This is a genomic window from Crocosphaera watsonii WH 8501 (genome assembly GCF_000167195.1).
In the GTDB taxonomy this organism is placed as follows: Bacteria; Cyanobacteriota; Cyanobacteriia; order Cyanobacteriales; family Microcystaceae; genus Crocosphaera; species Crocosphaera watsonii.
This window is the reverse complement of sequence record NZ_AADV02000101.1, coordinates 1-14,332: the sequence shown is the minus strand read 5'-3', so window position 1 is coordinate 14,332 and position 14,332 is coordinate 1. Positions and strand designations below refer to the sequence as shown.

General features: G+C 36.5%; 13 protein-coding genes and 4 pseudogenes. 7 read left to right on the top strand and 10 right to left on the bottom strand.

Annotated features, from left to right (window positions below; all coding sequences use genetic code 11):
* Window positions 1-388: 388 nt before the first annotated feature.
* The 3 genes and pseudogenes from CWATDRAFT_RS41495 to CWATDRAFT_RS23090 form a co-directional block, all read left to right on the top strand.
* Window positions 389-604: pseudogene (locus CWATDRAFT_RS41495) on the top strand (NF041680 family putative transposase); the annotation flags it as partial.
* A gap of 17 nt (window positions 605-621) precedes the next feature.
* A complete protein-coding gene (locus CWATDRAFT_RS23095; protein WP_007303150.1) occupies window positions 622-1,203 on the top strand; it encodes a helix-turn-helix domain-containing protein in 582 nt (193 codons plus the stop codon).
* 64 nt (window positions 1,204-1,267) lie between these two features.
* Window positions 1,268-1,909: pseudogene (locus CWATDRAFT_RS23090) on the top strand (transposase).
* A gap of 132 nt (window positions 1,910-2,041) precedes the next feature.
* Here CWATDRAFT_RS23090 and CWATDRAFT_RS23085 read toward each other — a convergent pair.
* From CWATDRAFT_RS23085 to CWATDRAFT_RS23075, 3 genes and pseudogenes are all read right to left on the bottom strand, one after another.
* Window positions 2,042-2,848 (bottom strand): annotated as a pseudogene (locus tag CWATDRAFT_RS23085) (AAA family ATPase); the annotation flags it as partial.
* Between the two features lie 6 nt (window positions 2,849-2,854).
* Window positions 2,855-3,115, bottom strand: coding sequence for a hypothetical protein (locus tag CWATDRAFT_RS40335; RefSeq protein ID WP_007307272.1), 261 nt, complete (start codon window positions 3,113-3,115; stop codon window positions 2,855-2,857).
* A 241-nt stretch (window positions 3,116-3,356) separates the two neighbouring features.
* A complete protein-coding gene (locus CWATDRAFT_RS23075; RefSeq protein ID WP_007307271.1) occupies window positions 3,357-4,556 on the bottom strand; it encodes an AAA family ATPase in 1,200 nt (399 codons plus the stop codon).
* Between the two features lie 150 nt (window positions 4,557-4,706).
* On the opposite strand from CWATDRAFT_RS23075, the gene CWATDRAFT_RS23070 reads away from it, so the two are divergent.
* On the top strand, window positions 4,707-5,162 hold the full coding sequence (locus CWATDRAFT_RS23070; protein WP_007307275.1) for a PPC domain-containing protein: 456 nt from the start codon (window positions 4,707-4,709) through the stop codon (window positions 5,160-5,162).
* On the opposite strand, the gene cobS is transcribed toward CWATDRAFT_RS23070, so the two are convergent.
* Window positions 5,145-5,927, bottom strand: coding sequence for an adenosylcobinamide-GDP ribazoletransferase (cobS, locus tag CWATDRAFT_RS23065; RefSeq protein ID WP_007307270.1), 783 nt, complete (start codon window positions 5,925-5,927; stop codon window positions 5,145-5,147). The genes CWATDRAFT_RS23070 and cobS overlap by 18 nt on opposite strands.
* Window positions 5,928-6,288: 361 nt before the next feature.
* Between cobS and CWATDRAFT_RS23060 the strand changes: the two genes are divergently transcribed.
* Complete coding sequence (locus CWATDRAFT_RS23060) at window positions 6,289-6,744, top strand: hypothetical protein (RefSeq protein ID WP_007307276.1); 456 nt, start codon at window positions 6,289-6,291, stop codon at window positions 6,742-6,744.
* 81 nt (window positions 6,745-6,825) lie between these two features.
* Here the strand turns inward: CWATDRAFT_RS23060 and CWATDRAFT_RS23055 are convergent, their stop codons facing one another.
* Window positions 6,826-7,419, bottom strand: coding sequence for a nitroreductase family protein (locus CWATDRAFT_RS23055; RefSeq protein ID WP_007307269.1), 594 nt, complete (start codon window positions 7,417-7,419; stop codon window positions 6,826-6,828).
* Window positions 7,420-7,518: 99 nt separating this feature from the next.
* The gene (locus CWATDRAFT_RS23050) at window positions 7,519-8,739 is read right to left on the bottom strand and encodes a DUF790 family protein (RefSeq protein WP_007307268.1); all 1,221 of its coding nucleotides are present in this window, start codon (window positions 8,737-8,739) and stop codon (window positions 7,519-7,521) included.
* A gap of 148 nt (window positions 8,740-8,887) precedes the next feature.
* Here CWATDRAFT_RS23050 and CWATDRAFT_RS23045 point away from each other — a divergent pair, with 148 nt between their 5' ends.
* Window positions 8,888-9,736 carry a tetratricopeptide repeat protein gene (locus CWATDRAFT_RS23045; protein WP_007307277.1) on the top strand — a complete coding sequence of 283 codons (849 nt, stop codon included), beginning with the start codon at window positions 8,888-8,890 and terminating at the stop codon, window positions 9,734-9,736.
* A gap of 87 nt (window positions 9,737-9,823) precedes the next feature.
* Here CWATDRAFT_RS23045 and CWATDRAFT_RS23040 read toward each other — a convergent pair whose 3' ends face one another.
* The 3 genes from CWATDRAFT_RS23040 to galE form a co-directional block, all read right to left on the bottom strand.
* A complete protein-coding gene (locus CWATDRAFT_RS23040) occupies window positions 9,824-10,144 on the bottom strand; it encodes a hypothetical protein (protein WP_021830823.1) in 321 nt (106 codons plus the stop codon).
* A 173-nt stretch (window positions 10,145-10,317) separates the two neighbouring features.
* Entirely contained in the window at window positions 10,318-10,599 is a 282-nt protein-coding gene (locus tag CWATDRAFT_RS23035; protein WP_007312340.1) for a hypothetical protein, read from the bottom strand.
* Between the two features lie 42 nt (window positions 10,600-10,641).
* Window positions 10,642-11,646 (bottom strand): UDP-glucose 4-epimerase GalE, encoded by a 1,005-nt coding sequence (gene galE / locus CWATDRAFT_RS23030; RefSeq protein ID WP_007307265.1) that lies wholly within the window; start codon window positions 11,644-11,646, stop codon window positions 10,642-10,644.
* Window positions 11,647-12,012: 366 nt separating this feature from the next.
* Here galE and CWATDRAFT_RS23025 point away from each other — a divergent pair.
* A pseudogene (locus CWATDRAFT_RS23025) lies at window positions 12,013-13,386 on the top strand (polyphosphate:AMP phosphotransferase).
* 429 nt (window positions 13,387-13,815) lie between these two features.
* Here the strand turns inward: CWATDRAFT_RS23025 and tnpA are convergent.
* Window positions 13,816-14,205 (bottom strand): IS200/IS605 family transposase, encoded by a 390-nt coding sequence (gene tnpA / locus CWATDRAFT_RS41955; RefSeq protein ID WP_412093248.1) that lies wholly within the window; start codon window positions 14,203-14,205, stop codon window positions 13,816-13,818.
* Window positions 14,206-14,332: the final 127 nt, after the last annotated feature.

Genomic DNA, 14,332 nt, shown 5'->3' with positions numbered 1-14,332 from the left:
AGACGCAACATNNNCAAGCGTGGGGGAATGAATCGAGCTCGGTACCAGATAGTTGTAGAAGAATATTATCGCTATAGCTAGTGCTTCTCCTTATCAAGATATTTTGTCTATTGCTAACAAAAGAATTAAAACTATTCCTAATACTGGATAAGTAGAATAAGTTGTTTTTTAAAAAAGATATCTATCATAAGTTGTTGACTGACTGATACTTTCATTTAGTCTTATTTATAGTGGAGAAAATCAAAAGTTAATATAATTATTCCCTCTTAAACTCAATTTTTGGATAATCAAAGTCAATTTTTTATTCATCTATATTCAAAATTTCTATTAGTCCTAAAAATTATCATTTTTCATCTCTGGATTGGGCTTTCAAATTAATTTGTGAGAAATCCGGGGAGAGCGAGTCCCCTCTAAACATAAAGGAGTAAATCAAGGCAATCAACAACTAAAAAAAATCTGGCAAAGTTCTTTATTTTCTGATAAATTATCTGTCTTAGTGGCTGATAGTGACTACAGCCAAAAGGATTTTATTGGGGAACAAGTTAAGCATGAAGACCTAGTGCAGCTTGGCGAAAGTAATCCACCAGATTTTTACAGAAACTTTCGTGACTAGCCACGACAATGTGTTTCAATGAAACTAACGGACGAATCTCGAAGTTGATGTCCATGATAAAAGCATTGCCAATTAACCTCTCCAACCTACAGAAAACAGTACTCCAACAAATAGTGAGAGGGACAACAAACCCCTATCGCCTTGTTAGACGAGCCAAGCTAATCTTAGCCGCAGCATCAGGAGAGAGCAATAGTTCGATTAGTCGAAGATTAGAATTAGACCGAGTACAAGTGCGTCAGTGGCGATCGCGATGGTTTGAGGAGAGAGAAAAACTGAGTGCCGCCGAAGAACAACAGGTAACGGAGAAAGCATTAATGGTCTTGATCAAAGGAATTTTAAGCGATCGCCCAAGACCTGGAACAACAAAATCCTTTACGGTCGAACAAGTAGTCCAGATTGTAGCGATCGCTTGTGAAGAATGTGAAAAATCAGACAGACCAGTGAGCCATTGGACACCTTCAGAGTTGGCGGATGAAGCCATAAAAAGAGGAATTGTCGAAAAGATTTCCCCCCGTAGTGTGGGGCGTTTTTTAAAAAGAAGCGACATTACAACCACATCTCGTTCGTTACTGGTTAAATGCCAAAATTGATGATCCCTTAAAATTTAAAAAGCAAGTCAAATATATCTGTGAACTTCATCAAGAAGCTAAAACTTTGTTAGAACAAGGAATTCATTTAATTAGTACAGATGAAATGACAGGGATTCAAGCTCTTGAGAGATTATTTCCGAACAAAAGAATCAAGCCTAAACAAGTAGAAAAAATCGAATTTGAATATGAAAGACACGGAACTTTAAGCTTGATTGCGAACTGGGATGTGGCAAGAGGAAAAGTTGTTAGTCCCTCTATTGGACCGACAAGAACAGAACAAGATTTTTCTGAACATATCCAGAGAACGATTAAGATTGATGAAAAAGCAGAATGGATTTTTATTGTAGATCAACTCAACACTCATAAATCGGAAAGCTTAGTCAAATTAGTAGCAGAAAGCTGTGAAATTACTATTGATTTGGGGAGAAAAGGAAAGGAGGGGATTTTGCAATCTATGGAGAGCAGAGCAGATTTTTTATCAGATGAATCTCATCGAATTCGCTTTGTTTATATTCCCAAACATACATCGTGGCTTAATCAAATTGAGTGTTGATTTTCGATCTTAGTCCGGCGTTTACTCAAAAGAATTACTGTCCGTTCAACTGAAGAACTATCCCAAAAAATTCTCAATTTTATTGATTACTTTAATCAACATTTTGCTAAGCCGTTCGTTTGGAAATTTAAGGGCTTTAAAGATCATAAGTGACTGGTGGATTATTTTTGCTAAGCTGCACTAGTAGCTTAAATAAATAGTTGGTGGGCAATGCTAAGTATAAAAATAATTCTTACTACAATATTTCTAGCTGCATTACCCACTCTACAAGGATTACTCAACAGTTTAATTATTAATTGTTAATTTTTCAACATCTTCGGGTAATATTTGCTGCATAACATAAGGGTTAATATGAGGAATATTAACTAAACGATTAGCTTGTTTTTCAATAGCTTTTTCAAACATATTTCTAACTAATCTACCATTGCCAAAACTTTTATCTCTATAATCATATAATTCCTGGAATCGGGTTAATAATATCTCTTTGGCTGCTTCTGTTAAAGTGTAATTGTGTTGATCACAAAAAGTGTCAAATATTTCTACTAATTCTTGGGGGGTATAATCTTCAAAATGAAAATAACGACTAAACCGAGATTTCAAGCCAGGATTTGAATTAATAAAACGGGTCATTTCATCTCCATAACCTGCAACAATAACTACTAATCTATCTCTGTAATCTTCCATCCTTTTCAATAACATATCGATGGCTTCTTGACCAAAATCATTGCCAGGAGCGGCAGGTTTTAAAGCATAAGCTTCATCAATAAATAAAACCCCATCTAAAGCAGAATTAACTAATTCATCCACTCTTTGGGCTGTTTGTCCCACATATCCAGCTACCATACCTGATCTATCTGTTTCAATTAAATGTCCTTTTTTAAGGATTCCTAAATGTTGATAAATTTGCCCCATTAACCTCGCAACCGTTGTTTTTCCTGTACCTGGAGAACCACAAAAGACAGAATGTAAGGTGATAGAAATAGGTTTTAAACCTTGTTTTTCCCTCAATTGTTGAACTTTGAGAAAGTTAATGTATTGACGAAATTCATCTTTTAAATGGTTGAGTCCGATTAATTCTTTTAAATCTTTTAAAATAGTTTATATTTCATTATTATTATTATCTGGATTATTATTTATCTTATTAGTTGAATTATGACTATTGATTTTAGAAGAAATACCCATTTCTTGTTTTAATCTTTTTAGTTGAGACTCAACTGAGTCAGGGTGTCCATAATAATTAGATAATTTTTTTCTCTCTTCTTCAACTATAGCACGGTAATCTTTATTCAAAGACATATCAAAAACCTCATCTAGAGAATAAATAGTTAATAGGTTAATGTCAAAATAAGCATTTCTCACAATCTAGAAGATTGTGTTACATCCTGAATGACATAATATTAGTATTCCCATAACATCATATAAAATTAACACTATGAGAAAAAATATCTAGGTAGGGGTAAACGGCCGTTTACCCCTACAAGTTTTATTGCTAATCTAGTAACTTAAATAAATAGTTGGTGGGCAATTCTAAGTATAAGAAACAATGGTTATTAAGAGATTTCTACCTGCATTACCCACCCTAAAAAGATTACTCAACAGTTTAATTATTAATTATTAACTGTTCAACGTCTTCGGGTAATATTTGTTGCATAACATAAGGGTTAACATCAGGAGTATTAACTAAACGATTAGCTTGTTTTTCAATAGCTTTTTCAAACATATTTCTAACTAATCTACCATTGCCAAAACTTTTATCTCTATAATCATATAATTCCTTGAATCGGGTCAATAATACTTCTTTTGCTGCTTCGGTTAAAGTGTAATTATGTCGCTCACAAAAAATATAAAATATTTCTACCAATTCTTGGGGGGTATAATCTTCAAAATAAAAATAACGACTAAACCGAGATTTCAAGCCAGGATTTGAATTAATAAAACGGGTCATTTCATCCCCATAACCTGCTACAATAACAACTAATCTATCTCTGTAATCTTCCATCCTTTTTAATAACATATCGATGGCTTCTTGACCAAAATCATTACCAGGATCGGCAGGTTTTAAAGCATAAGCTTCATCAATAAATAAAACACCATCTAAAGCAGAATTAACTAAGTCGTCCACTCTTTGCGCTGTTTGTCCCACATATCCAGCTACCATTCCCGATCTATCTGTTTCAATCAAATGTCCTTTTTTCAGGATTCCTAAATGTTGATAAATTTGCCCCATTAACCTCGCAACCGTTGTTTTTCCTGTACCTGGAGAACCACAAAAGACAGAATGTAAGGTAATAGGAATAGGTTTTAAACCTTGTTTCTCCCTCAATTGTTGAATTTTGATAAAGTTAATATATTGACGAACTTCATCTTTTAAATGGCTTAGTCCAATTAGTTTATCTAGTTCTTTTAATTGTTCTTCGAGACTAGACTTAGGAGGGGGGGAATAACTAGGTTGATAATGGGGAGTTGGTGATTTTTTAGATGATTCTTGTTGTCTAATTTTTTGTCGATCGTATTCAAGTTGCTGTCGTCGTTTTTCTTCCCTATTCAATTCATCTTGTTTAACTCTTTCCTGTTCTTCCTTAAGAGCTTTTCTGCGTCTAATTTCTGCTCGCAACTTAGCTTTTTCTCTTTCTAATTCTCTTTGTTGTTTCAGTAGTAATTTATAATCCTCTTCTTGTTGAACTAAACGGCGATCGCGTTCCATTTCCTGTTGCTGTTTAGACTTTTTTTGTAGTTCTTGTTGTTTAATTTTTTCTAAGTCTTCTTTCATGCGATCGCTATAGTTGGGAAAGTCTGACATTGCTTTAGCTCCAATTCCTTAAATTTAGATTATCATAAATACTAATCATAAAAATTTCCTAAATTTTTGGCTTATTTAGGGTAAAGTTTGATCCCAATCCCTAGACATTCGATACACTATACGGGAGTGTGTGTAAGTATTGTTGATAATATGAGCTATTTGTCTGGAAAAACCTTCTCTCGTTCCTTAATGATCGCTTTATTTTCTCTGATGTTGGGATTAACTACTTTACCGGTGCGGGGACAACAACGCATCTATAGTCCCATTAGTATAAAATCCGATGGACCGATCTCAGATCGCTTGACGGATCAAGATATTCCCACGGGGGAAGGTGGTTTTGCTAAAGATTATACGATACAACTACAAAGAGGGGATCAGGTAGCTATCGATCTGACTTCCGATGAATTTGATAGTGTGGTTTTATTGTTAGGGGCTGATGGTGCTACCGTTGCCGAAAATGATGATGGGCCTGACGGTAGTACCAACTCTTTGTTATTTTCTCGCATCACCGAAACCGGCCGCTATATCATCCGTGTTCGTGCTTTTGGTGAAACCGGAGGCGGTAAATTTCGCCTCAACGTTACTCGTTTACGGCCTGTGAACTGATAACAGACACAAAATCAAGGTTTCGGTCCATTCTACCACTGCACCGTAAGTGTCTCCTGTATGACCCCCAAACCGACGATTAAACCAAGCTGCCACCCCCAAGGCGATCGCCATCCCGATCCCTGTTCCCGTTAACCCTAACTGCCATAACTCAGGGTTAACAGCGATAAATACCCCTGTTGTTCCCCATAAACCCATTAACCCCCAACATAAATCTTGGGGAACTTGTAGATACTGTTTATGAAAGGCTCCTTTTCCAGTGGGTTTGAGGTAGGGATAAAAGGCGATGGCATTAACTTGTCCCCATCGTCCCCAACCGTAGGCAAGCATTAAAAACCAACCACGATGGTCAATAATGGCACTCAGAGCGACGATCTTAAGCACAATGACCATTACCCCTGCCATGACTCCAAAGGCTCCTGTAACGCTATCCTGCATCACTTCTAAGCGTTTTTGGCTGTCGGTAACGGCTAAACCATCGGCACTATCCATTACTCCATCTAAATGTAAACCGCCAGTCAAATAAATTCCTAAACCGATAATTAAAGCACTACCCACGGTTAAAGGAAATCCTATCCAGTTTAGAAGCATATCTATACTTCCTAATAACCCCCCTATCCCTAAACCAATGATAGGGGACCAACGGGCGATGGCTTGAAAATTTTTTGTCCAATGATCCGGTAAGGGAATAATTGTATAGAAAATAATAGCCCCTAATAGGGATGTGAAAAAAGCTCTCAAGTTGTTATCAATTTTATCGAACATTGAACATTTAACTAGATATATGTAGAAAATTTACGATCTTCAAATTAACCGCCATCTCGTCAAGGTTTCAGCAATGGTCAGGGAATATTGCGCTAACATGATCTTAGATGGTACTTGAACCCTAGATGAAGTAAAAAGCTTGGCTAGTTTGAAACTGGTCTTAACCTCGATGCTTAATTTTATCTAATTCCCTCATCTGATGGGAAAACACACCAAAAATTTCCCGTCCCCTGCTTTATAGCGTCGCCTTCCAAAATTGTTTCTCTGCTCCCATGAAAGAGAAAAGCTCATCTAGCTTGATCTTTCTGCTCCTACAGTTTCTCGACTGATTACCAATTGTTATGCTTTAAGGCAATTTCTTATGAGTCACCACAACCCCTCACAGCCATTCCCAGCCCCATGTATTATTGACTTTGGGATTATTATTAATGCTGAGGACATGAAACGTATTCTTAACGATCTCGGAAGGGTTCGTTACATTCATACCCTCGATGGACAAATAGAAAGCGAAGGGGAGGGATGGATCGTTGAAGTTTTTAATGATCCTGCTCAAGCAACTATTGTGGTTAATCGTTCTTTGTATCTTAATGTTCAAAGTTTCGATTACTTACAACTTCAACGTTCCGAAAAGCAAGAAGCTTATTTTGATTTGATTCAGGATCGTCGCCGTTTACGTTTGATTCCTGTTACTTACTCTTCCCCTATTCCTGAGAGTAACTCTGACATGGACCCTGCTACTTTAGAAGCTATGGTTACTCAAGTTTTGGCGGCAAAATGGGATATGCAGTTAGATGATGAGGATGATTGCCCTTTTTAGAGTTTTCCCTGAACATTTCCTCTTTGATGACGGCTTCTACGATCTTAAGGGTAGAAGCCCCATTTTTTTCTAAAAACATTCTTAAAAATAAGATTGGTTCCAGTTTCCTCGAAATACAAATTCTGTCAAGGGTTTACGACTACGAGGAGATAATTCTCTCTGTTGTAAATCTTCATCTAATTGACTAAGATTTCCTGGATATCCAATTGCGATCGCTGCTACGGGTTCATAGTCTTCAGGGATACTATAAAGGGTTCTAGCTTTATCGGCATCAAATCCCCCCATTTGATGGACAAATAATCCCAATGCTTGTGCTTGTAAGGTTAAATTTCCCACAGCGAAACCCACATCATGGAGAGCGTGACGATTAGGTTTATTGTTACGGGTAAAGGATAATTTAGCAACAGAAAGCATTAGAAGAGGAGCATCTTTTGCCCATGTTTGATTGGCTTCTACTAGACAGCTAAACAGTTTTTCGTATTCTTGAGCATTGTCTTGGGTTGCCACAATAAAAAACCAAGGTTGTTCATTAAAACAAGAAGCTGCCCATCTTGCTGCTTCTAATAAACTGGCAATTTTTTCCGGTTCAACGGGACGGATATTAAACGCTAAGGGACTCCAACGCTGTTTAATTAGTTCATGGATGGGATATTGATTATCGGCTGGTTTTTCCATGAGATTTGTTGAATGTTTTTGTATTATTTTCTCTCTACCTCATTATAGTTTCTTTGGGCCCATTCAAGAAAATAGTTATTATTGATTATTTACTATCAACTATTTTTCTTCCAATAAAGACAAAACATTTTTAGGATTCAACTTATCTTTAAACCAAACAATTTTTGCTGGCGTATCATTAAAATCAACCCCTGCTTTATCTAGGTTTAATCGTTCAGAAACGGCTAAAATAATGTTATTATTATCAGCATTCTGTACCTGATAAAATTTCTTTCTTAAATACTCAGTCCGCCAATAACCTACAATTTCCAATAAATAATCTCTTCCGTCGGGATGCACTAACCTAAAGTCAGGAATCATCACACTTCCAGGAATAGGAATTAAGTCAACTTCTCGCTCTAATTTCCAGTCGGTTTTTAACTTTTCCCATCGTTTTGCAAAAGATTCTTCTAACATACTATCATAGGTTTTCCCCCTGGAATAATGGGTTACTAAACCACAATGATCATCTAAGTTAAAGTAACTGGTTTTAATTCCCCCTGTATAAGAATCTTTGCTTTGTAACTTTGTTCTGAGACTCCATTTACTAACATGAAGTAAGGCGGGAATCATCTTTGCTAAGGATAAACCATAACGAGTGCTGGCTTTAAATAAACTGGTTGGTCCATCAATGGTAATAGTAAAACCTGTGTCAGCATCCCCTTCAATATAAGCCATCAATTGAAACAATTTTAAATAACGAAATAACAGTTTATATTCTCCTGGATCGTTACGATGAGCATTGATAACAATATAATTAGAACGATAAAAAACCCCCTGAATTTGTGATATATTATAACGATGAATTAAAGTTTCTGGTTCCGGTGGTTCAAAGCTGGTTAAGATTCTATTTTCTTGTAAATCTGCATATAAACCCCTTTCAATTTCACTGGGTAAGACTTCCCTTTTTAATTCTTCTGTTAATAAACTAGCTATTTTTTCTAGTGTTTTTGGTCTGTTTTGGGGAATAGGTAAGGATTCAGCAGCACAACTAAATACTTTTTGTCTTAATTCTTTTGGTTCCAAAGGACTAACAACTTCAAAAGTAGAAAAATGATTTTTTAATAAGTGTGCTAAGCCTCTTTTTACCCGATAATTAGGGTTATCTCCTTCTAATTCTGCTAACTTTTCGGTTAACTGTTTTTGGGTTTTATCAACACAGCTTAAAAAACAATTAATTTGCTCAGCCGCTAAACCAATTGTGCTATCATTTAAGGGTAAGCGTTTGGGGATAATAGTATCTCCACTATAACGATACATTAATAAATCTGAGGGTAACATAAGAGAATATACCTAGTTATTTATATGAAATTAACTGATAACTGATGACTCAATAACTACTCTGTTATTTTTCAATTGTTTAATGTAAGTTTTACATAAAAACTTAATAAATTGTTATATCGTATAAAGAACATTTTCATTCCTAGTTATGATAGAGGTTAAAGCGACCATTTACCGCCCTTTAGAATGTCGTCCCGATAGTTATCAAAGTTGGTACCAGCAGGGAAATAGACTCCGTGTGGACGAACTTTACCAAGAAGCGTTAAGGTGTTACGAAAAAGCCTTAGAATATTATCCAAATGATTATTGGGCTTGGTATAAAAAGGGTATGACATTAGAAGAGTTAGGACGCTACGAAGAAGCTGTCGTCAGCTATGAAAATGCAGCTAACATAGAACCAAAGAACTATTGGTCTTGGTACGATAAAGGTTGTGTCCATCTTGAAGAGTTAAAAGAGTACGAAAACGCCATTAACTGCTTCAAAAAGGCTTTATTAATTTATTCTAACGATTATTGGGCGCAATACCGCATCGGGGAAGCTTATCGTTTGTGGGAAAAATATTCCGAGGCGATCGCAGCTTATGATCAAGGGTTAGCCATCAGACCCAATGATTATTGGTCATGGTATCGTAGAGGGGACTGTTTACGCCATCAAGGGGAGTTAGAAGAAGCTTTAAGCAACTACGAAAAAGCCTTATTAATTAAACCCCGTGATTATTGGGCCTGGTATCAACAGGGACAAATTTTACAAGAACTAAACCGTTTTGAAGAGGGAATTAATTGTTATCAAAAAGCCCTAGAAGCAGAACCCAATGATCAATATGCTTGGTATTATCAAGGTCATTGTCATGCAGCTTTAAATAACAGAGATGAAGCAGTTAATTGCTTATTAGAAGCCATTGATATTGCCCCTAATACCATGCTTGAGCTTGCCGAAAATAACGATATTTTTAACAGTTATTGGCAGGACGAGAAATTAAGCAAGTTATTAGATTAATATAGCAGTTATAATGCCCCCCTTACTAAGGGGGGATGGGGGGATCAAAATGACAATTATCCATTGTCCATTATCCATTGTTAATTGTTAATTATCTTGACAATAATCCTTCATTTTTGCTCCAAACTCTTGTTCTTTTTTACCTAGTTGTTGAACTTGTTGCTGCATTAACTTAGCGGTATCAATATCTTTATCATTTAAAGCAGCTACAAATTGACGAGTAGTGTCAGCATTTCCTTGATAAATATCAGCAAAACCCATTTGATATTCTTGTAATTTTTCGTCCTCAATTTTTAACTTTTTCATTTGTTGGGAAGTCTCCTCAAAAATGTCAGCTACTTGCAACACTTTTTTGATATCTTCCCTGCGACGATAACTTTCGCTTTCCTGAGCCATTTTCTGGGTCAAAAGTATAATCTTTTGACATTGAGATATCTTGTTTTCAGCGCAACTTATCAGTAATAAGTTTACTAAAACTGATAATAAAGATAGGGGAAAAAGTAGACATTTTTTGGTCGAATATTTCCTCATGTTAAATTCCTCACTGTTTAAATAATTCCTTGATTAAGATGACTATCCTGTTATTCTTGTGGGTTTAAACTATTCACTAAAGTATGGATTAAATAAGTTAATTGTGTGAGTTGTTCCCTGGACTCTGTTTGGGCATCTACTAGGGTTTGAATAGATTCACTTAGAGCAAAAATTTGGTAACCTTGTTGTTGTATTTGTTGTTCCTGCTCTTGAACTTGTTCAACAAGATTTTCCATTTTTGCAGCCAAAGTTTCTACGGTTTCAGTAGTTGCAATTACAGTTTCTCCCATGCGTTCTAAAATATTTTCTATTTTTTGACTATTTTCAATCATTGTTTCTAAATTATACAATTTGTATTGATTGAAACTCAACAGTTATGAGTATCCATGACGCTTTTTATGCCATTGCCAAGCATCATTGACAATAGTTTTAAGCTCAAAATATTGAGGCTGCCAGCCTAAGATAGATTTTGCTTTTTCGCTGCTTCCTACTAAGATTGGTGCATCTCCAGGACGGCGATCGGTTTCTTTCACCAAAAAATCAACCCCTGTTACTTTCTTAGCCATTTCAATAACTTCTCTGACAGAAAATCTGTTACCGTTACCCAGATTAAACATTTCACTTTCCCCTCCATTGAAAAGATAGTCTAAACCCAAAACGTGAGCCGATGCTAAATCATTAACATGAATATAGTCTCTAACAGCAGTCCCATCAGGGGTTTCATAATCTGTGCCAAAAATGAAGAGATGCTCTCTTTTTTTCAAAGCAGTTAATAAAGCGAGAGGAATTAAATGGGTTTCTGGATCATGATCTTCCCCTAAATTACCAGAAGGATCAGCCCCTGATGCGTTAAAATAGCGGAACACAACAGATTTTAAACCATAAGCTCGATCAAAATCTTTGAGGATTTGTTCCACCATATATTTACTAGAAGCATAAGCATTTAAAGGGTTATTGGGATGCTTTTCCGTCATGGGAATTTCTTGGGGCATACCATAAATAGCACAGGTAGAAGAAAAAACAAACTTCTTGATATTAGCAGCTATCATTGCCTCTAATAAAGTTAAGGTTCCGGCAACATTATTTTGATAATAAATAGCAGGATCTCTAACCGATTCTCCCACAGCAATAAAAGCCGCAAAGTGCATGACAGCAGTGATATTTCTACTAGAAAATATTTGGTCTAGTAGAGTGCGATCATTCGTATCACCAACAATTAATTCAACCTTTAAAACATCTTGGACAATTTCTGGGTGACCATAGGAAAGGTTATCATAGACAATGACGTTATAACCAGCTTTTTGTAAAGATAGAACAGCATGGGAACCGATATATCCGGCTCCTCCTGTGACTAAAATGGTGGGTTTGCTATCGGACATAAGAGACTCCTGAGAATGATTTAAGGTTGATGGCCACAGCGATTGTACTTCATGGATTTTATACTAACATTTGAAAAACCAGAAACACAAAAACAATACCCCAGTTGATAACGAGTGGTAGTTCAGAATTATATAGAATCTGATTATGGTTCTATAGGGGAAAACTGTGCTAAACTATATTGTGAACTCCGCCTTCGAGGAATTACTGTTTGTAGTAATGCCCACTTTACCGTTTCTATAGACAATAATTTAACGAGATTTTGAGACCATTGCTAAACAGACAGTTCTCAAGATAAAAGCCAGAAGAGTAAGGCCACAGTCCTCCATAGTCGATGGTAACTAAAGCACAAAAATCATAAACTGACAATGTTAGATAGTCTGGATCTCAAACTAACCTTAGATAAGGAAACTTATAACAGAGAAATAGAAGCATTGATGCAGCAGTTGCGATCGCTACAAAAAGACTGTTGGGATCATAAGCTACCAGTGATCATTGTTTTGGAAGGATGGGCCGCTGCTGGGAAGGGAAAGTTATTACAGAAAACCATCGGTTATATGGACCCCCGTGGCTTTAAAGTTCATCCTATTTTATCAGCTACGGAAGAAGAGCAGAAATATCCCTTTCTTTGGCGATTTTGGCATAAATTACCCCCAAAAGGCAGTTTTGGCATTTTTTATCATAGTTGGTACACCCATCTTTTAGAAGATCGTCTCTTTGACTTAGAAACCGATGGTAGTATTCCCTTGTTAATCAGAGATATTAACGCTTTTGAGAGGCAATTAGGGGATGATGCCGTAGCCATAGCCAAATTTTGGATACATTTGAGCAAAAAAGAACTGAAAAAGCGACTAAAAAAATATGAGTCCGATGAGTTAGAATCATGGCGAGTGCGTCCAGAAGATTGGCAACAGGCCAAGGAATACGATCGCTATGCCGGCTTTGCTGAAGAAATGTTAACCTATACCAGTACCGGCCATGCTCCTTGGACACTGGTGGAAGGGGACTGTCAACGTTGGGCAAGAATCAAGGTATTATCTCAAGTTGTAGCCACCATTACCCAAGCTCTAGACCGTCTCAGACTGCCGAAAACCGATATTCCCTCTTTACCCCCCCCAAACGGAACTGCAACCCACAGAACCAGATTTTTTGGACAAAATAGATTTAGGGTTACATCTACTCAAAGATGACTATAAACAACAGTTAAGGGAGGCGCAGGTTAAATTAAGGCAGTTACAGTTACAAATTTTTCAAAAAAAGGTACCTGTTTTGGCTTTGTTTGAAGGATGGGACGCTTTTGGCGACAAATTCCTAGAGAGGGAACCATCGGTATTTTTGATAGGAGTTGGTACGGAAGAGTATTAGTAGAAAGGGTAGAAGGGTTTGCTTCTGAGCTAGAATGGCGACGCTCTTACAAAGAAATTAACGAGTTTGAAGCACAGTTAACCGCTTCAGGGTGTGTCATAGTCAAATTCTGGTTACATATCAGTTTTGAAGAACAATTAAAACGGTTTGAAGAGAGAAAGAATAACGAATTTAAGTCCTATAAATTGACAGAAGAAGACTGGAGAAACAGAGAAAAATGGTCGTTATATAATGTTGCCGTTAATCAAATGATTGCCCGTACCAACACCCCTTATGCTCCTTGGACTGTTGTACCCAGCAATGATAAATATTATGCCCGTGTTCATGTTTTAGAAACAGTAATTAATGCTGTTGAAACTGAGTTTAAAAAACGGTAATTTATCACTGCAATATAATCTATCCAGAGAAAAATAAACTTACAATAGGAAGAAAAAATAGCCATTAACATAACATTTTCTGAACATTAGCAGGATGGGTTAGACGCAGGGATGATTTTTCGGGAACCCTTATAACTTTTGATTTGCGCCGTAACCCATCACAGGTTTTTTGTCTATTTTTATCAATGGATAATTGATAAATAATTAATTTGGTAACAAACCTCTCCTTCTTGGTTTAGTTATCAGTTTCTCTAATTATAGCTTAATAGTCTTCCGAGGGTTGTCTTTACTTGGCGGTGGGGAAATTATCTGAGAAATTTGGTATACTGAACCAGAACAAAACCACTATTAATCAACTATTTAACCTCTTCCTGGCGAGAAATCCCCGATTGAGGAACGAAAATCGAGGGATGAAAGCCAGGGCAGAACTTATTGGGGAGTTTTTTGATTCCGAATATATTTCTTGATAACTTCTAGGGGCGCACCACCAGCAGAAATTACGCAATAAGAGCTTGACCATAAGACAGGTTTATAATAGAACTTTGATAACTCTATCTTAAATTCCTTGCGAAGAAGACGACTTGAGGAAGATTTTATATTTTTGACCAAAAATAGAAATATTATTATTGGGATGGAAGGATACCAATAAGTGACAATGATCGCTTTCGGGTCCAAATTCCAATAACTCACACTTCTGTTTTTCACAGGAAACCTTAAAATATTCTTCAAGTTGTTTATCATCTCTGCGGTCAATACTTTTCGTCTATACTTAGTAATAATTATTTGACCGTGATAGATAACGCCGGAAATCCTGTTCATACGTTACTCTTGCTAGGTATTCATGATTATCCATGTTGGTCGAAATGCTACACAAAGAGGACTCCGTTTCCACAAAGGGGAGATTGCGATGGGAATAACAATGTCAAGCGTGCCCGGAACGACACTT